The organism is Polyangium jinanense (assembly GCF_028435365.1).
This window is the reverse complement of the sequence record NZ_JAGTJJ010000113.1, coordinates 1-17,135: the sequence shown is the minus strand read 5'-3', so window position 1 is coordinate 17,135 and position 17,135 is coordinate 1. Positions and strand designations below refer to the sequence as shown.

The 17,135-nt window shown below is 70.1% G+C and carries 14 protein-coding genes and 1 pseudogene; 9 read left to right on the top strand and 6 right to left on the bottom strand.

Annotation, left to right across the window (positions count from 1 at the left end; translation table 11 throughout):
• The 6 genes and pseudogenes from KEG57_RS53825 to rpsS all read left to right on the top strand — a co-directional run.
• Nucleotides 1-792, top strand: a pseudogene (locus tag KEG57_RS53825) (elongation factor Tu); the annotation flags it as partial.
• Between the two features lie 16 nt (nucleotides 793-808).
• The gene (gene rpsJ, locus KEG57_RS53820; protein WP_012233476.1) at nucleotides 809-1,120 is read left to right on the top strand and encodes a 30S ribosomal protein S10; all 312 of its coding nucleotides are present in this window, start codon (nucleotides 809-811) and stop codon (nucleotides 1,118-1,120) included.
• Between the two features lie 9 nt (nucleotides 1,121-1,129).
• Entirely contained in the window at nucleotides 1,130-1,753 is a 624-nt protein-coding gene (rplD, locus tag KEG57_RS53815; RefSeq protein ID WP_272429073.1) for a 50S ribosomal protein L4, read from the top strand.
• A gap of 11 nt (nucleotides 1,754-1,764) precedes the next feature.
• Nucleotides 1,765-2,064 carry a 50S ribosomal protein L23 gene (locus tag KEG57_RS53810; protein WP_272429075.1) on the top strand — a complete coding sequence of 100 codons (300 nt, stop codon included), beginning with the start codon at nucleotides 1,765-1,767 and terminating at the stop codon, nucleotides 2,062-2,064.
• 3 nt (nucleotides 2,065-2,067) lie between these two features.
• Nucleotides 2,068-2,898: a 50S ribosomal protein L2 gene (gene rplB / locus KEG57_RS53805; protein WP_272429077.1), complete on the top strand. Its 831-nt coding sequence runs from the start codon at nucleotides 2,068-2,070 to the stop codon at nucleotides 2,896-2,898.
• Nucleotides 2,899-2,905: 7 nt separating this feature from the next.
• On the top strand, nucleotides 2,906-3,205 hold the full coding sequence (rpsS, locus tag KEG57_RS53800; protein WP_136936256.1) for a 30S ribosomal protein S19: 300 nt from the start codon (nucleotides 2,906-2,908) through the stop codon (nucleotides 3,203-3,205).
• 112 nt (nucleotides 3,206-3,317) lie between these two features.
• Here the strand turns inward: rpsS and KEG57_RS53795 are convergent, their stop codons facing one another.
• From KEG57_RS53795 to KEG57_RS53785, 3 genes are all read right to left on the bottom strand, one after another.
• Nucleotides 3,318-4,085: a hypothetical protein gene (locus KEG57_RS53795; RefSeq protein WP_272429078.1), complete on the bottom strand. Its 768-nt coding sequence runs from the start codon at nucleotides 4,083-4,085 to the stop codon at nucleotides 3,318-3,320.
• Nucleotides 4,086-4,155: 70 nt separating this feature from the next.
• Nucleotides 4,156-5,184 (bottom strand): tetratricopeptide repeat protein, encoded by a 1,029-nt coding sequence (locus KEG57_RS53790; protein ID WP_272429079.1) that lies wholly within the window; start codon nucleotides 5,182-5,184, stop codon nucleotides 4,156-4,158.
• A 5-nt stretch (nucleotides 5,185-5,189) separates the two neighbouring features.
• Nucleotides 5,190-8,705 carry a protein kinase domain-containing protein gene (locus KEG57_RS53785; RefSeq protein WP_272429081.1) on the bottom strand — a complete coding sequence of 1,172 codons (3,516 nt, stop codon included), beginning with the start codon at nucleotides 8,703-8,705 and terminating at the stop codon, nucleotides 5,190-5,192.
• A gap of 157 nt (nucleotides 8,706-8,862) precedes the next feature.
• On the opposite strand from KEG57_RS53785, the gene KEG57_RS53780 reads away from it, so the two are divergent.
• Together KEG57_RS53780 and KEG57_RS53775 are read left to right on the top strand one after the other, a co-directional pair.
• Entirely contained in the window at nucleotides 8,863-10,284 is a 1,422-nt protein-coding gene (locus tag KEG57_RS53780; RefSeq protein WP_272429083.1) for a YkgJ family cysteine cluster protein, read from the top strand.
• A 61-nt stretch (nucleotides 10,285-10,345) separates the two neighbouring features.
• The gene (locus tag KEG57_RS53775) at nucleotides 10,346-11,086 is read left to right on the top strand and encodes an iron-containing redox enzyme family protein (RefSeq protein ID WP_272429085.1); all 741 of its coding nucleotides are present in this window, start codon (nucleotides 10,346-10,348) and stop codon (nucleotides 11,084-11,086) included.
• Nucleotides 11,087-11,395: 309 nt separating this feature from the next.
• Here KEG57_RS53775 and KEG57_RS53770 read toward each other — a convergent pair whose 3' ends face one another.
• The 3 genes from KEG57_RS53770 to KEG57_RS53760 form a co-directional block, all read right to left on the bottom strand.
• Nucleotides 11,396-12,541: a serine/threonine-protein kinase gene (locus KEG57_RS53770; protein ID WP_272460051.1), complete on the bottom strand. Its 1,146-nt coding sequence runs from the start codon at nucleotides 12,539-12,541 to the stop codon at nucleotides 11,396-11,398.
• Nucleotides 12,542-12,614: 73 nt separating this feature from the next.
• Nucleotides 12,615-13,922 carry a GDSL-type esterase/lipase family protein gene (locus tag KEG57_RS53765; protein ID WP_272460050.1) on the bottom strand — a complete coding sequence of 436 codons (1,308 nt, stop codon included), beginning with the start codon at nucleotides 13,920-13,922 and terminating at the stop codon, nucleotides 12,615-12,617.
• A gap of 19 nt (nucleotides 13,923-13,941) precedes the next feature.
• Nucleotides 13,942-15,075, bottom strand: a complete 1,134-nt coding sequence (locus KEG57_RS53760; protein ID WP_272460049.1) for an SDR family oxidoreductase — start codon at nucleotides 15,073-15,075, stop codon at nucleotides 13,942-13,944.
• Between the two features lie 174 nt (nucleotides 15,076-15,249).
• Here KEG57_RS53760 and KEG57_RS53755 point away from each other — a divergent pair, with 174 nt between their 5' ends.
• Entirely contained in the window at nucleotides 15,250-16,971 is a 1,722-nt protein-coding gene (locus tag KEG57_RS53755) for a hypothetical protein (protein WP_272460048.1), read from the top strand.
• Nucleotides 16,972-17,135: the final 164 nt, after the last annotated feature.

Sequence of the window (17,135 nt, the reverse complement as noted above, 5' to 3'; positions counted from 1 at the left end):
TCGTCTTCCTCAACAAGTGTGACGCGGTGGACGACCCGGAGATGCTCGACCTCGTCGAGATGGAGGTCCGCGAGCTCCTCAACAAGTACAACTTCAACGGCGACAACGCGCCGGTCGTCCGTGGTGCTTCGCTCCCTGCGCTGCAGGGCGACCCCAAGTGGGAGGCGAAGATCGGCGAGCTGCTCGACGCGCTCGACAGCTACATCCCGGAGCCGGAGCGCGCTATCGACAAGCCGTTCCTCATGGCGATCGAGGACGTGTTCTCGATCAAGGGCCGCGGCACGGTGGCGACGGGTCGTATCGAGCGCGGCGTGGTCAAGGTCGGCGAAGAGGTCGAGATCATCGGCTTCAAGGACACGCGCAAGACCGTGGTCACGGGCGTCGAGATGTTCCGGAAGCTGCTCGATCAGGGCATCGCGGGCGACAACGTCGGTTGCCTCCTGCGCGGCGTCGAGAAGGACGACATCGAGCGTGGCCAGGTCCTCGCGAAGCCGGGTTCGATCACCCCGCACACGGAGTTCTTGGGCGAGGTGTACGTCCTGAAGAAGGAGGAGGGCGGCCGTCACACGCCGTTCTTCACGAACTACCGCCCGCAGTTCTACATCCGGACGACGGACGTGACGGGCACCGTCAAGCTCCCCGAGGGGGTCAAGATGGTGATGCCGGGCGACAACATCACGAATGAACATCGAGCTCATCGCGCCGGTCGCGCTCGAGGAGCAGATGCGGTTCGCGATCCGCGAGGGTGGCAAGACCGTCGGCGCGGGCATCGTGACGAAGATCCTCAAGTAAGGGAAGAAGCAGCGTCATGGCCGACACCACGAAGATCCGGATCCGCCTCAAGGCGTTCGATCACCAGCTCCTCGACAAGTCCACGAGCGACATCGTCGAGACCGCGAAGCGAACGGGCGCGCACGTCGCGGGCCCCATCCCCCTGCCCACGGAGATCCGTCGCTACACGGTCCTCCGCGGCCCGCACGTCGACAAGAAGTCGCGCGAGCAGTTCGAGATCCGCACGCACAAGCGGCTCCTCGACATCATCGAGCCGACGCAGCAGACCCTCGACGCCCTGATGAAGCTCGATCTTTCGGCCGGCGTCGACGTCGAGATCAAGAGCTAGGAGCGCGCCATGAAAGTCAACGTCTACAACCTCAAGCGGGAGCAGGTCGGCGAGATCGACCTTTCGGACGAGGTCTTCGGCGCCGAGGTGAAGGAGCAGCTCTTCTACGAGGTCGTCAAGGCCCAGCTCGCCTCGCGTCGCGCTGGTACCAAGGCCACGAAGGAGCGCAGCGCCGTCGCGGGCTCGACGAAGAAGCTCTACCGCCAGAAGGGCACGGGCCGCGCTCGTCAGGGTTCGATCCGCGCCCCGCACCACGCGGGCGGCGGCATGGCGCACGCGCTCGAGCCGCAGGACTGGTCCTACCGTCCGCCGCGCAAGGTGCGCATCGGCGCGCTGAAGAGCGCGCTCTCCCTGTACGCCAAGGAGGGTCGCCTCATCGTCCTCGACAGCCTCGAGCTGCCCGAGATCAAGACGAAGGCGATCGTCGACGCGCTCGGGGCCCTGCAGGCGGGCAAGAAGTCGCTCGTCGTCGACAGCGCCTCGAACGAGAAGCTGGTGAAGTCGATCCGCAACCTCGACGCGCACCAGTTCTTGCCGCCGGAGGGCGTCAACGTGTACGACCTCCTCCGCCACGACCACCTCGTCGTCTCGAAAGAGGCGGCCAAAGCGCTCGAAGCGCGCTGCCTTCGGTAGAGGAACACGCCATGCAGCCCGAGCACATCATTCGTCGGCCGATCATCCTCACCGAGAAGTCGAGCCGGCTCCGCGAGCAGAGCAACAAGGTCATCTTCGAAGTCCGCCGCGACGCGAACAAGATCCAGATCAAGGACGCGATCCAGGCGCTCTTCAAGGTCGGCGTGGTCGAAGTGAACACGCTCGTCATGCGCGGCAAGGACAAGCGCATGGGGCGCGGCTACGCCAAGCTGCACAACTGGAAGAAGGCGATCGTCACCCTCAAGCCGGGCGACCAGATCCAGTTCTTCGACGAGGAGAAGTCGGAGTAAGCCATGGGTATCAAGAACTTCAAGCCGACCTCTCCGGCGCGGCGCTACTACTCGGTCAGTGATTTCAAGGAAATCACCAAGGCCGAGCCCGAGCGCTCCCTCATCGAGAAGCAGACCTCGACGGGCGGGCGCAACAACTACGGCCGCATCACCTCGCGGTTCCGCGGCGGTGGCCACAAGCAGCGCTACCGGATCATCGACTTCCGGCGCGACAAGATCGGCATCCCCGCGACCGTCGCCGCCATCGAGTACGATCCGAACCGTACCGCCCGCATCGCCCTGCTCCACTACGTCGACGGCGAGAAGCGCTACATCCTCGCCCCCGATGGCCTGATCGTGGGCGCGAAGCTCGTCGCGAGCCGCAACGCCGACATCAAGCCCGGCAACAGCCTCACGCTGCGCCACATCCCGCCTGGCACCTCGATCCACAACATCGAGGTCAAGAAGGGCAAGGGCGGCCAGCTCGTGCGCTCCGCCGGCGTCGCCGCGCAGCTCATGGCCAAGGACGGCGACTACGCGCAGGTGCGCCTGCCGAGCGGCGAAATCCGCAAGGTGCACCTCGATTGCCGCGCCACCATCGGCCAGGTCTCGAACCCCGACCACGCGAACATCACCCTCGGCAAGGCCGGTCGTTCGCGATGGCTCGGCCGTCGTCCGCACAACCGCGGCGTCACCATGAACCCCGTCGATCACCCGATGGGCGGCGGCGAGGGCCGCTCCTCCGGCGGTCGTCACCCCTGCTCGCCGTGGGGGCAGCTCGCCAAGGGCCTGAAGACTCGGAACAACAAGCGGACCGACGGGATGATCATCCGCCGGCGCGGAACCAAGGGTTGATTGAGCCATGCCGCGTAGCATCAAGAAGGGCCCCTTCGTCGACGGCCACCTGATGGAGAAGATCCAGACGGCGCAGGCCACGGGCGGCCCGAAGAAGGTCATCAAGACCTGGTCCCGCAGGTCCACCATCGTCCCCGACGCCGTGGGACTCACGTTCGCCGTGCACAACGGCCGCAAGTTCGTCCCCGTGTTCGTCACGGAGAACATGGTCGGCCACAAGCTCGGTGAGTTCGCCCCGACCCGCACCTTCCACGGCCACTCCGGCGACAAGAAGGCGAAGGTCGGCAAGGCCCCCGGCGGTCGCTGAGGGTTTTGCCAGAAGAGCCCGCGTCCTCGCTTCGGCGAGGGGCGGGCTCTTTTGCATTTCGAAGCCTCGCCGAGATCCCGCCCGCGCCGGCCCGTGGCCGCGCCGCGGACGATCAGCGCGACTTGAGGGCTTCCAGCGTTTCCTTGAGCTTCGGGTCCTTGGACATCTTGCAGTTCCGGCCCATCAGGACCACCCAGCCGAGCGCGCGACTGTCCCCCTCGGTGCGCGCCCTGTCGAGCAGCGCAGCCTTGTCGGGGCAGCTCTTCGCGGCCCAGAGGTCGAAGGCGATCCGCGTGGCCGGCGTCGCGCGCGCTCGAACGTCGTCCTGCTTCAGGAGCTCCACCGCGCGATCGGCCGCCTTCGAGCCGCCCTTGCTCGTCACGAGCGCGTAGAGCACGTCCGGTCCCCGTGTGCCCATCTTCGAGCCGATCACCTCGAAGACCTTGTCGGCCTCGGCGCCGCCCTGGTACGCCGCCTTCGACGCGAGCTCGAGGATGTCGTTGCGCACGTCCGCGTCCTCGGGCGACCTCGGATCCGCGGCCACGAGCGACGTCAGCGTCGCCGCCGCGTCCTTCACCTTGCCCGCGCGCACCTCCTTCGAGAGCTGCGCGCGGAGCTCGCGCGAGTTGCCTGCCGGCGCCGCCGCCTGCGGTTCGTCGTCGTCGTCGTCGGAAGGCGCGACCGCTGCGCTTGGATCCTTCGCAGCGCTCGTGTTTTCTCGGGCCTCGTCGAGGTCCGGGAACGGGGACGTGCGGACGGCGATGGCCAGCACGATGACCGCGACGATGCTGGCCGCGCCCGCGATGCAGAGCACGACGGGGCGGGGCAGGGACGCAGCGGGATCCGAGGCGCGACCGGGCGGCGAGCCGACGATGGTCATGACGTGGAGAGGAGAATAGCGGAGCTTGGGCCTGCGCGGTTCGTCGTTGAGAGGGGCGCGCCCTCGCGCCTCAGAACGTCCCGCGGACGCCCAGGTGGGCCGGACCGACGACGAGCTCGGTGTGAGCGGCTTCGGGCTTCTTGTCCTTCTTCAGGCTGAGCACGAAGAGCGTTGCGCCCGCGGCCACGCCGACGGCACCCACGATGAGGCCCACGTTCGCGACCGTCTGCTGCATCTTGCCCTTGTCGACGTCGCCTTGCCGATTCGCGGGACACGGGCCGCCGCAGGTCGCCTGGAGGTCGTCGTACGTCGTGTTCGACATCGAGCCGAAGACCGCGAACGTGACGAAGCCGGCGACACCGAGGCCGCCGGCCGCGAACGCGCCGATGCGCATCCCCGACATGCCCTTGCCGCCGCTCGTCTCGCTGCCGCCGCCGCTGCCGTCGCCGCCGCTGCCATCGCCGCTGCCGTCGCCGCTGCTGCTCGGGCTCGCGAAGCCGATCGACACCGTCTTCGACTCGCCTGCGGTCGTGGTGATCGACTGCGACGCGGCCGGCTTCGCGCCGGATTCGAGGCGGATGTCCACGCTCCCGGGCATCGCGGGGAAGGGTTTGCCCCAGCGATCCTGAGGAACCTCGACACCGCCGATGGTCAGGCGTGCGCCGCTCTCGGGCGTCGTGACGTCGACGCTCACGAGCGTGAGCTTCGCGTTCAGCTCGTCGCGCTCGACCTTCGCGGTCTCGCCTGTCTGCGCGTACTTCTCCCCGGCGGTCTGGGCCTCGGCCGTGACCTTCTCGAACTCGAGGTAGGCGTCGACGAGCTTGCCCATCTCCCGCAGACAGCGCGCCACGTAGAGGTGCGAGTTCGGGCTCTGCACCTTGTCGTACGAGGCGCGGAAGTCCGCGAGGGCCTCGGGATATTTGCCGGCTTTGAAGAGGGTCGAGGCGCTCTCGAACTTCTTCTTGGCTGCGGCGATGTCCGCCGCGGAGGGCGTCGCCGCCGCGGCCGGGGCTTGCGCGTGGGCGACGCTCGGCCCGAGGACCGAGAGCGCGGGGAGGGCAACGAAGAGAGCTGCGATCGCGGTTGTTCTGGTTCGCACGGCGCTCAGATTCCGGTGGGATCGAACTTGGTGGTTTTCTTGGTGGTCTTGTTCGTCTTGCTCGTCCCCGTGGACGGCGGACGAACGGTCTTCGTCGTGTTGACGGTGGGCGCCTTCCACGTGGTCGGCGCCTTGTTTCCGCCGGCTTGCGGCGCCTCGGGCGCGGCGACGGCGGGCTCCTCGGGCTTCGGCTCCTCGGGCTTCGGCTCCTCGGGCTTCGGCGGCTCGGGTGTTGCCGTCGGCGGTGGCGTCGGCTCGGGCTGCTTCGCCTCCGTCGGCGGCGGCGTCGGCGCGGCTTGTGTGGTGGGCGCTTGCTCCGTCGTCGTCGACGTCTCGGGTTTGTCCCCGCCGCCCGAGAACGCCACGACGGCGCCGATCGCGACGGCCGCGAGCGCGCCGACGCCCATGACGAGCCGCTTCTTCTTCTGCGACGCTTGCGCGGCGAGCAGGAGGTCGTCGTCGTCCTTCGCGGCCGGCTGCGCGGTCGTGGCGATCGGAACCGGCACGCTCTGCAGCGTCTCGAGCCGCGGCGCGGGCGGCGCGGGCGGTACGTCGGGGAGCGCTGCGATGGCGTCGGTGGTCACGGGGACGTCCGTGCTCTCGCCGGCCTTGGCCGAGGTGTCCGGCTTCGAGTCGACCTTCGGCTCGCTGGTCATCGGCGGCGGGATGCTCGCGCGATCCGCGGCGATGCTCGCGTCGGCCGCGGCGATCGCGGCGCGCAGCTCTGCCGCGCGTTTCGCGTTCGCCTCGCCGATCACCTTGCGCACGAAGTCGGCGACGTCCTCGTCCGTGATCGGCGTGCCGATCTGCGCGGACACCTGATCGAGCGCGCGTTGCATCTCGCCGGCGGTCGAGTAGCGCTTCGTCCGGTCCTTCTCGAGCGCCTTCAGGATCACCTTCTCGAAGTCCGCGTGGATGCTCGGGACGAGCTCGCGCGGCGGGATCGGATCCTTCAGCGCGATGTTCTCGACGGTCTTGAACTCCGTCTCCCCGCGGAACGGGTGCAGGCCCGTGACCATCACGTAGAGCAACACGCCGAGCGAGAAGAGATCGCTGCGACGATCGAGCGGCAGGCCGCCGAGTTGCTCGGGCGAGAGATACGGCGTCTTGCCTTTGACCAGGCCCTCGGTGCGCGTGACGTAGAGGCGCCCGCGTGACTTCGCCACGCCGAAGTCGGCGATCTTCGCGAAGCCCGAGGTCGAGATCAGGATGTTGCCCGGCGAGATGTCGCGATGGACGAGATCGACGAGCGCGCCGTTGTCGTCGCGCAGCTCGTGCGCCGCGTGCAGGCCCGCGCAGATCTGCGAGGCGACACGCAGGATGATGTTCTGCGGGATTCCGCCGAGGGTCTTCGCCGCCTTCTGCACCGTGCTCAGCGTGTCGCCTTCGACCCACTCCATCACGATGTAGAGGATCTCGTCCTGCTCCCCGAGGTCGAAGATCTCGACCACGTTCGGATGCCGGATACGGGCCGCGACGCGCGCCTCGTCGAGGAACATCGTCTCGAAATCCGGATCGTCGGAGACGTCCGGCAGCATCGTCTTGATCGCGACGGTCTTCTGGAAGCCGCGGGATCCCTGCAGGCGCGCGGCCCAGACCGACGCCATGCCGCCCTTCGCGACGCGCAGGAGGATCTCGTAACGGCCGAGCGTGCTGCCGGGCTTGAGGCGATCGAGCGCGGTCGCCTTCGTGCGCGAGACGGGCGCCTCGGAGCTGTCGCCGTCGGCCGGCGAAGGCCCGGAGGTCGGCGTCTTCGTGACGACGGTCGGCATCTCCGACTTCGTCACCACGACGTGCTCGGGTTTGTCCTCGGCCTTGGGCTCCTCGACCTTCGTTTCCTCGGGCTTCTTGGCTTCGGCTTTGGGCTCCTCGGCCTTGGGCGCCTCGGGCTTCGGCGCGTCCTTCGCTTCGACCTTCGGCGCCTCGATCTTCGGCGCTTCGAAGGCCCCGGAGTCGTCGTCGATCTCGATGTCCTCGCCGGGCAGCGACTCCGCGACGGGCCGGATCGGCGGCGGCGGCTTCGGCACCTCGGGCTTCGCGGCGACCACGGGCGGGGCCGGGGGCTTCGGGATGCCCGGCTTCGGTGCCGGCGCCGGCGGCGCGGTCTTCGGCGGCGGCGGCACGACCGGCTTTTTCGCCTCCGCGGCCGGGGCGGCTTCAGGTTTGTCGGCGGGTTTGTCCGCAGGCTTCGCCTCCGCGGGCTCCTTCGCCTCGGCGGCGGGCTCGGCCTTCGCGGCGGGCTTCGGCACGGTCGGGCCCGCGGGCTTCGGCGGCTCCACGCCGCCCACGAGCGTCCGCTGACGGACCATCGGCTTCGGGGCGCCGATCTTCGGCACGGTCGGGCCTACGGCCGCCTTGTCCTCCGCGGCGTCTTTTTTCTCGGCGGCAGGCGTGGGCGCAGGCGCCGTCACGGCGGGCGCCTTCGCGCCGAGCGGCGCCTTGCCGTTTGCCCCGGGCGCAGCGACGCCGGCGACCGTGGGCTGCGGCGGACGCACGGCCGCAGCGGGAGCGGGCTTCGGCGCGGCGGGCGCCACGGCGGGCGACGCGGCGGGCGCAGCGGCAGGCGCCACGGCGGGCGCGGCCGCCGGCTTCGAGGCGAGCTTCTCCACGAAAGCGCCCACTTCCTCGGGCTTTGCGATTGCGTCGGCCGGGACGCTGCGCAGCGCCTGGAGCAGGCTGTCGAGCGACGCGCGTTTCGCGGGATCCCGCTCGAGCGCCTTCGGGAGCGCGTCCTCCACCGAGGTTGGCAGGCCCTCGATCATCACGGACGACAGCTCCTGGATCGGCCCCGAGAGGACCTTCTGCACGACGGCCGCCTCCATCTTCGAGGCGAAGAGGCGCTGCTTCGCGATGAGCTCCCACAGGATCACGGCGGCGGCGAACACGTCGCCTTTCGGATCGATCGTGCCCGTCGGCGCGCCGGGCGTCGCGGCGCTCATGGCCTTCACGCGCTCGGGCGGCGCGTAGGCGAGGCGATCCTGCTTCATGATCCCGTGCGGACCGAGCTTCGCGAGGGCCCGCGCCCAGCCGAATCCGCCGACGCGCGTCACGCCGTCCTTGCCCACGAGCACGTGGAACGGGCTCAGCTCGCCGTGCGCGATGGGCTCGCCCTGCGCGTGCGCCGCGGACAGACCTTCGAGCATTTCGAGGCCGATACGCAGCGCGATCGGCAGCGGGATACCGGCTGTCTTCGCGTTCGCGACCAGCGAGGAGAGCGTCTCGCCTTCGAAGTGTTCCGACACGACGAAGATCTCGCCGTCCCCGACGCCCGTCTCCACCATCGGCACCACGTTCGCGTGCGTGAGGAGCTTGCCGTTCTTCGCGTCGCGCAGGAACGCCTCGGCGATCTCCGGCTTCTTCGTCACGTGCTTGTGCAGGCGAAGCACGACGTAACTCTTCGTGCTTCCGTCTGTTTGGGCGAGCCAGGTGGACGCCACGCCACTGCCGGCCATCTCCCGCGTCAACTCGTATTTGCCGAGCTTCGAAGCCGATCCAGTGGCAGTCTGAGTATCGAGCGCCATTGCCGCCGCATGCTATCAGGTTCGTAGAAGCCGGATCCAGCAAGCTTTTCAGGTTGCGCGGCCAGCGCCTCTCGCGAGGAACCTCGCACGGCAAAGCGCAGGGCACGTTGGATCCAGGTAGCGAGGCACACGTTCAGCACTGGGCTCTCAACTGACCATGTCGCCAGCGCTGTTCCCCTCGCGTCCCCGCCTCGCCGATCACGCTGTCGTCCGGCGTCACCGCGTGGGCGACGAGGACTTCTGGGTCCTGCACGATCAGCGCTCGGGCCTCGCATACCGCCTCGGCGCGCGCGAGTGGGGATTGCTCGCGCAGGCCGACGGATCGCGTGATCTCGAAGGGATCGTGGCCGCGGCCTCGCGCGCCTCGACCTTCGCGAAAGTCGAGACCCTGCGCGCGTTCCTCGCCGCTCTGCACGAGGCCGGCCTGCTTGCCGAAGGCGTCGCGCCGCTGCCCGAACCGAAGGTCCGCGGCGCATCACGACGGCTCGATCCGCTGCCGGGCTTTTCCCTCGCGTGTGACGGTCGCGGGAGCTGCTGCCGTCTTTATGCCTCCGTGATCTTCCGGCCCGTCGAGGAGGCCTACGCCCGCGCGCTCTTGCCGCGCGTGCTCGACGCCGGTGATCACCCCGAACGCGCGTTCACGCCTTTGCAAGGCTCCTCCGCCTGCGGAGCGAGCTCCGTGCCGCTCGTCGACGGCCGCTGCGCGTACCTCGATGGCAGCGGGCTCTGCCGCTTGCACGCGGCGCAAGGCGCACACGTAAAACCGCTCGGGTGCCAGACGTTCCCCGCGCTCTTCGTCGACGATGGGGAGGCGGTGCGTGTCGCGCCCGCGGTGGAGTGCGCCTGCGTGCTCGCGAGCGCGCTCGATCCACAGCCGAAAGGCGCTTTGCTCGTCCCCGAAGGCGCGCAAAGCTCCGCGGATCTCGACGAGGGCATCCTGATCGTCGAGCTCCCGGAGACGCTGCTGCTCGCGCCGGGCAAGCACGGGACCCGCGCCGATCTCGTTCGTTTCATGCATGCTGTCGTGGACGCTCCCGCGCCGATCGACACGGCGCATGCGCTCGCGGCCCTCGCATCGTCCGTCGAGACGTCGGACCTCGATCCCGCAGCCGCGACACGCGCCCTCGCAGAGCCCGCGCCCCTCGATGTCGAGCTCCTCCGCCCCTTCTTCGCCGCGCTCGCATCGCACGCATCCCGTCGCGCCCGCATCGACGCGACCTACCGCGCCGAGCACGACCTCGCGCGCCACGCCGTCCGCTGGATCGAAGCCGCCTCCCGCGCGCTCGCCGAGGATCCGACCCTCGCCGCGCCTGCCTCCTCCACGCGCGCCCGCGCCGAGGCCTTTTACCTTCGCGCAGGCGCACACGCCTACCAGCTCGTCTCCAGCGATCTCCCCCTCGCGCACGCGCTCCGCGATCGCGCCGCGCGCATCCTCCTCGCGCGCGCGTTGCCGCTCGTGATCACGCGAGGCGAAGCGCAGAACGAGCCCGCGCTCGCGCATCCGCTCGCCCTCGTCGAAGCGACGCTCCGAGGCCATGGCCTCGACGCGTACGCCCACGACGTGCCGGGCTCGGCGTAACGCGGCGATCGCGTGCACGCGGACGCTTCGACGTCATAACGATCCGAGGAGGATCGAGCCCATGACGATCGCGAGGGGGGAGCGCGGTGTGCTCGTCGAGCGCCTGCTTTCCATCATGGACCAGAAGAACCACGAGGCCTGGCCGAAGCTCACGAAGCCGGGCCTCTCGCGCGACGCGCTCGCCGCGCATTTCCGCCACGAATACCGCACCTACGTGCGCGACTTCCCGGTGCTGCTCGCGCGTGTCCTCGGCCAAGGACCACCCGACGACGTGCGCATCGCGCTCGCCGAGAACCTCTACGAAGAGCAGACCGGAAAGCTGAGCCTCGGCGTCCCGCACCCGGCCCTGTTCCTGGAGATGATCGACGGTCTCAGCATCGATCGCGCCTCGATCGAAGACCCCTCGATCCCGCTCGAACCCGAGGCCCTCACCTACCGCGCGATGCTCGACCGCGTGAGCGCGAGCCCGCCCTGGCAGATCGGCGCCGCGGTCCTCACCATCTTCGTCGAGGGCAGCGTGCACGAGCGCGCCGAGCTCGAAGGCACACGGAACCTCCCGCCAATCGACGAAGTCATCCGCACGCACCCGATGGTCCTGCACTACGGCTGTCCCCCCGAGCGCATGCGCCTCGCCCGCGCCCACCGCGCCGTCGAGGGAGGGCATCGCCGCGACGCGTGGAACATGCTCCTCGCCCACGTCCCGCCCCAGAGTGACCTCGCAGCTTCGCTCGTCGACGCGATGACCGAAGCCCTCACGCTCTGGCAAGCGTATCGCTCGGCCGTGGCGCGGCATCTCGTCTGAGAGGAGCGGGGCGTTGCCCCGCACCCCAGCAGGGGGCTGTCCGCCCCCTGCACCCCGGACCAGCGCAAGCGCTGGACCCGGGGTCGATGAACTGCGCGATGCGCAGTTCATCGAACAGGCCGAGGCAAGACCACGAGCGGCGTTGCCAGCGGAGACAGCAGCGCTGCCGTACGTGCTGGGGACGTCTTCCCTGTCGACAGCGCGCATCGCGCGCTGTCGCCCCGGGTCCAGCGCTTGCGCTGGTCCGGGTGCAGGGGCGGATAGCCCCTGCTGGGGTCCGGGGTGAAACCCCGGCGCGACGCCCGTCCGTCACCGCGGTTCGTCGGGCCTCACCTCGTCCAGCACCGCCTCGCGTGAGCGGCTCGCGGCGGCCTTCACCGCATCCCCGACCGTCGCGCGCAGCAGGTGCGCCGCTGCCCGCCGCGCGACTTCCAAGGAGGGAAGGGATGCCGCGGCGAAGAGCACGAGCCCCGTCGCGATCGTAAGCCCTGCGGTTCGCCCGCGACCTCGTGCAGGTGGCCGCACCGACGAACCCCGGCTTCGCGTGAACCCTGTCGAGGACGCGCCCATGAAATCGGCGAGCGCCTCCTCCAGCGCCATCCGCAGCGCCCGCGCGTTCGGATACCGCCGGCGTTGATCCTTCTCGAGGCACTTCGCCACGAGCCGCCGCGCGCCCTCTGGGACCCAGCCCGGCAGCGGGCCCGGCTCTTCCGAGAGCACGGCCTCGATCGTCGCGTCCACGTCCGTCCCGTCGAACGGCGCCCGCCCTGCGAGTGCCTCGTACAGGACCGCCCCGAGCGCCCAGAGATCCGCGCGCCCGTCCACGTCCTCGTCGCCGCGTGCTTGCTCCGGACTCATGTACTGCGGGGTCCCCACGACCCCCGGCGTCCCCTCGGGCGAAGGCTCGTTCGACTCGCCTGCCCGCGGGGGCGTCGGGACGAACCCGCTCGGCAGAGCGGGCGTGCCCATCGGCGCGCTGCACCCGAAGTCGAGCAGCTTTGGCACGCGCCCCTCGCCCGGTATGTCCGCGAGGAAGATGTTCTCCGGCTTCACGTCCCGATGCACGATCCCGTGCGCGTGGATCGCCTCGAGCCCTCGACAAACCTCGATCGCGATCGACAAGGCCTCCGCGACGGGCAGCGGCTCGCGCGAGCGCAGCCTCTCGGCGAGCGTCTCGCCGTGGAGCAGCTCCATCACCAGGAAGCGCCGCTCTCGGGCGGCCTCGCCGGCGTCGAGGACACCCACGACGTTTGGATGGGAGATCTGCGCGGCCATGTGCGCCTCGCGCACGAAGCCGGGATCCCCGGTGACGCCGCTCTCGGGGGGTGAGAGCTTCAGCGCCACGTCACGCCCGATCCGTTCGTCGCGGGCCCACCACACGGTCCCCATCCCGCCTGCGCCGATTGCCCGGATCAGCCGGTATCGGTCCCCCAACAGCTCGCCCGCTCGGGCCATGCTCCCCCTCCGAAGGGGGCGGGTGTTTGCAGGAAACGCGCCTCGGCCGTTTTTCCGGGGACGAGCATGGGTTTCACGGGGGCAAACCGCGGAGGACGTGCGTCGCGAGCGACTCGCCGAGATCCCGGTAGCCCCGCTGCGTCAGGTGCACGCCGTCGCCTGCCGCGCGCGCGGGCGACTCTGCGGCCCACGCTCGGATCGAGCCCTCACCGCCCATGACGGTGTACGTGTCCCAGAAGCTGCACCCGGCCTGCCTCGCGCCCTCGCGGATCGCGTCACGAACGAGCGGCGTGCGTGCGCGGGTGTCGGCGCGATCCGTCGGCGCGAGCGCGAGACAGTCCGTGTCGGGCGCGAAGCGGCGGATGCGCTCCACGAGCCGCACGAGCCTTTGCGTGTACTTCGCCGGATCCACGGCCACGTCGCCCGCCTCGTTCGTCCCGTACTCCAGCACCACGAGCGACGGCTTCCGCCGGGCGAGCTCGGCCCCGAAGCTCGCTTCATCCCAGGCGAGCGGCGTCCCGAACCGCGCCCCGTTGATCCCCAGCGTGTCGAGCACCACCCCTGGCCGCTCGGCTGGATCCGTCTCGATCACCACCCCGCAGAGCTCGGGATTGCCGCGCGTCGGCGTCACCTGCAGCGTCTCGCGCCCTTCGCTCACGAGCAACAGGTGCCGGAGCTCGCCTGGCGGCTCGGTCGCGGTCGCGCGGATCTTCGTCTTTGGCCCGCTCCCGAGCGAGACCTCGAGCTCGTCGTCGGCCGAGCGCAGCCGGTAGCACACGTCCCACGACAGCCGGCTCTGAATCCCTTCGTCCGTCACGTTCACCCGCGCGCGACCGCTGCCGGCCGGACCCGTCGTCACGAGCCCGCCGAGCCCGAAGATGCCGTCGCCCGTTCGTGACGACGCGGCCGGCACCTTCGGCCGGATCGTCCACTTGTCGTCGGTCGACAGCCGCACGCCGTCGTGCCTGTACTGCTTCCAGCCGACGTGCACGAACCCCGGCCCGGCCTTGCCGAACCGTTTCTGCAAGACGTCGCGCAGCGCCCCGGTCCAGAAGTCCGCCTGCCCGTGCGAATCGCCGAGCCAGAGGATCCGCACGTGCGCCTTGCGACCGCCTCGGCCGAGCTCTCGCAGCGCCGCTTGGAACCGCGAAAGCTCGGGCTCGCCCATCGGGAGCGCGGGCGTCGGAGCCGCGGATGCCGCCTCGTCCGGGATCGCCGTCTCGATCGGCGCAGCGACGCTCGCCGACGCGGGCGGCGCGGGCACGTCGGCGGACGCAGACGCGGATGCGGACGCAGACGCGACGGCACGCGACGGGACCGGCCCCGCGTCGGCTGGCAGCCGATGTTCCCCGCCGCAGGCCGTGACGACGAGCGTGAGCAACGCTCCCGCCCAGAAAACCTCAGGAGAACGGATCGTACACCTCTGCTTCTCCCCCTGGAGACGACGACGGCGGCCGCGGTGCGCGCCTGGCGGTGACATGTTCTTCCACCTCGCGCACGAGCTCCTCGGCGTAGGCCTCGAACGGCGCGCACGTGATCCCGGTCCCCGCGAGCGCGTTCATCGCGGCGCGCGCGTCGTACCGCACGCCGCGCGCGATCTGCTCCAGGAACGTCTTGGGGCTGCGCACGAAGCGCTCGATCCCCGGCGTACGCAGGAGCATCGCCGCGGAGCTCGCCGGCACCTGCCGCAGGTTGCTCCCGCGCGCTGCGCGCCCGAGCACTTCGAAGAAACGTCGCGCCGCGATCGGATGCGGATCCACGAGGTGGAACGTCTTCCCACGCGCCTCCGGCATCCGCCCGAGCGCGCACGACGCGCGGACCACGTACTCCATCGGCACCACGTGCACCGGCACCTCGCCTCGTTGCGGCAAGGGCAGCGGGATCTCCGCCGGCGTCGTCAACGCCAAGAGCGCCGCGAGATGCAGCACGTCGAGCCGATCCTCTGGCCCCGACGCGCCGACCACCGCCCCGGGCCGCACGATCACGATCGGCACGGTCTTGCTCGCGCGCCGGGCCAGCGCCTCGGCCCGCATTCGCGCCCGCGCGGCCTCGTCGTGGAACTCTTGCCCGGCTTCCAGATCCTCCTCGTACACCACGCCCGTCCGGTCGCCCGACACGGCCGCCGTCGAGTGCACGACCAGGGCTTCGAGCGAGCTCGACGCCCGCGCGAGCTCCAGGATCTCCGCCGTCGTCGCCACGTTCGCTCGCGCCGCGGTGGCCTCGTCCATCCCCACCCATGCCGCGTGCGCCGCGTGGTGGATCCGATCGACCTCCGATGCGAGCTGCCGGTACTCCGGGCCCGAAAGACCGAGATCCATCGCTGCCGGATCTCCTTCGAGCACGCGGGTTCGTGTTGCTTCCGCCTCCCCGAGCCCGACGAGCGCCCGATCGGCCTCGACCTTCTCCTCGGCCCGCACGACCACGTACACGAACGCGCGGGGGTTCGTGGAGAGCACGTGCTCGGTGATCCGCTGCGCGTAGAGCGAAGGGAACCCGTTGATCAGCACGACCTCGTCGTGACCGGGGCGGGGCACGTGCCGAGCTTACCGCATGCGAACCCCACAGACCGGGGTGAAACGGGCCCGCGATTCGTACTAGCCTTCCGACGTACGATGAGCGCCCACGCCCCGCCCCTCCGAGGACGTCCCCGACGTGCCATCACCCGCATCACCCGCGGGCTCCTCTTCGCCGTTGCCCTCGCGCTCCCTGTGACCCTCACGGGTTGCAAGGACGAACAGCCCCCGCCGCCGCAGAAGGTCGCGCCCCTCGAGCCGATCCCCGCGCCGGCGGGCCTGCTCGCCGAGGTCTTCGTCCCGAACCCCGACGAGGCCTGGGCCAAGGCGCGCGCGGCCGTCGGTGGACCTGCGCTCTTCCTCCCCTCGAACGCCGGCAACCTCGCGGTCACGCTCCTCGGCTTGCCGCTCGCCGTCTCCACCGAGATCGACGGCAACCTCCCGCTCGTCGGCGCGCTCGTCGAGCGTACCGGCGGCGGCCGCCCGCGCTCGGCGATGGGCATCCACGTGCGCGACGCCGGCAAGGTCGAGAGCTTGCTCGTGAAGGGCGAGAACGCGCGCTTCCAGATCCGCGTCGACGAGAAGACCTCCATCACCCTGCTCGAGCCCAAGGACGGCGGCGCTCGCTCGATCGTGATCGGCCTGCTCGGCAACTACCTTCTCTTCGCGCAGGAGACCGCGGACCTGCTCGACGTCGGCCCGTACGTCGCGCGCACCTTGCCCACGGCGAAGATGCCGAAGGCCGACGTCGCCTTCGAGCTGCCGCGCGAGGCGCTCGGCGGCCCGATCGAAAAGGGTCTGCGATCGAGCTGGGAGAGCCTCCGTCCGCGTCCGCGCCCCGGCGCGACCGCCGAGGGCGGCAAAGCGCCCACGCCCGTCCCGAGCCCGCTGAATGGGCTCGTGGACGCCTTGCTCGGCATTCTCGTCGAGCTCGACCACGCGCGCATCACCCTCGATTTCGACGACCGCGCGGCGCACCTGCGCCTGCTCGGCACGCCACGCGAGGGCTCCGCCGGCGCCTCGAACCTCGCCGCGATGACCGTCGGCGACCCGCGCCGCCTGCTCGAATTGCCAGCCGACACCGACATCGCGGTGTATCTGCAAGACAGCTCGAAATCGCGCACGACCGACGCCAAGAAATACGCCGACGCCCTCGCCGCGGCGATGGGCAAGGACGTCCCCGAGGACGACCGCGCCGCCCTCTCGGCCGCGCTCGTCGCCGTCGCCGAGGGCCGCGGCGACTCCTTCACAGCCGGCGTCTCGCTCCTTTCCACGGGCCCGGCCATTTATGCGCGCAGCGACGTCGCCGACGAAGGCAAGCTCGACGAGGCCCTCGGAAACCTCCTCGGCCTCGCCAAACGGAAAAGCTTCGCCTCGTGGCTCGGCCAGAACGAGATCGAGGTCAGCACCGGAAAAACCGTCCTCGAAAACCTCCCAGGCGACATCCGCCGCATCCGCCTCGCGCGCGTCGACGGCAAGGACGACAAAGGAAAGAAGGACGAAAAAGCGAGCAAAGACCGGAAAGACAAACCCGCAGCGTCGCTGGAGGGCGTGCCGAGCACGATCGACGTGCTCTACATGCTCGGCAAGGACGGTCTCGTCCTCGCGGGTGGCTACGACGCCAAGGCTGCGTTCCGGACCATCCTCGAATCGCCGGGCAAGGAAAACCTCTCCGGCCGCGCCGAGGCGAAATCAGCCGTCGCGGCCGTCGGCGACAAGACGGCATTCGTCGCATTCGTGGACCCCTTACGCCTCCTGAATCGCCGCGCCGGCAAGGCCGACCTCGGCCCGAGCGCGCCCGTCGTGTTCGCCCTCGGAAAGGGTGGGGAAGGGGTCGGGGCAAACGATCCATGGATGCGCCTCGACGTCGCAAACCTCGCCATCCAGGAGCTCGTCAAGCGCCGCGGCGCGCTCTAGGCTTCCTGGGGCCGCCGCGCCGGGGCTCTGCCCCGGGCCCCGCGGGGGCTGTCCGCCCCTCGACCCGGACCAGGCACGGCCTGGACCGAGGGTGGAAGAACTGCGCTCCGCGCAGTTCTTCCAACGGGCCCGTTGGAAGACCAGGGACAGCGTGGCGGTCTCGA

Excerpts from the sequence above, each read along its gene's own strand:
- KEG57_RS53810 (WP_272429075.1), top strand. The coding sequence starts at position 1,765 with ATGCAGCCCGAGCACATCATTCGTCGGCCGATCATCCTCACCGAGAAG.
- KEG57_RS53770 (WP_272460051.1), bottom strand. The coding sequence starts at position 12,541 with ATGGCCCGAGCGGGCGAGCTGTTGGGGGACCGATACCGGCTGATCCGG.
- rplD (WP_272429073.1), top strand. The coding sequence starts at position 1,130 with ATGAAAGTCAACGTCTACAACCTCAAGCGGGAGCAGGTCGGCGAGATC.
- KEG57_RS53795 (WP_272429078.1), bottom strand. The coding sequence starts at position 4,085 with ATGACCATCGTCGGCTCGCCGCCCGGTCGCGCCTCGGATCCCGCTGCG.
- rpsJ (WP_012233476.1), top strand. The coding sequence starts at position 809 with ATGGCCGACACCACGAAGATCCGGATCCGCCTCAAGGCGTTCGATCAC.
- KEG57_RS53785 (WP_272429081.1), bottom strand. The coding sequence starts at position 8,705 with ATGGCGCTCGATACTCAGACTGCCACTGGATCGGCTTCGAAGCTCGGC.
- KEG57_RS53775 (WP_272429085.1), top strand. The coding sequence starts at position 10,346 with ATGACGATCGCGAGGGGGGAGCGCGGTGTGCTCGTCGAGCGCCTGCTT.
- KEG57_RS53780 (WP_272429083.1), top strand. The coding sequence starts at position 8,863 with ATGTCGCCAGCGCTGTTCCCCTCGCGTCCCCGCCTCGCCGATCACGCT.
- rplB (WP_272429077.1), top strand. The coding sequence starts at position 2,068 with ATGGGTATCAAGAACTTCAAGCCGACCTCTCCGGCGCGGCGCTACTAC.
- rpsS (WP_136936256.1), top strand. The coding sequence starts at position 2,906 with ATGCCGCGTAGCATCAAGAAGGGCCCCTTCGTCGACGGCCACCTGATG.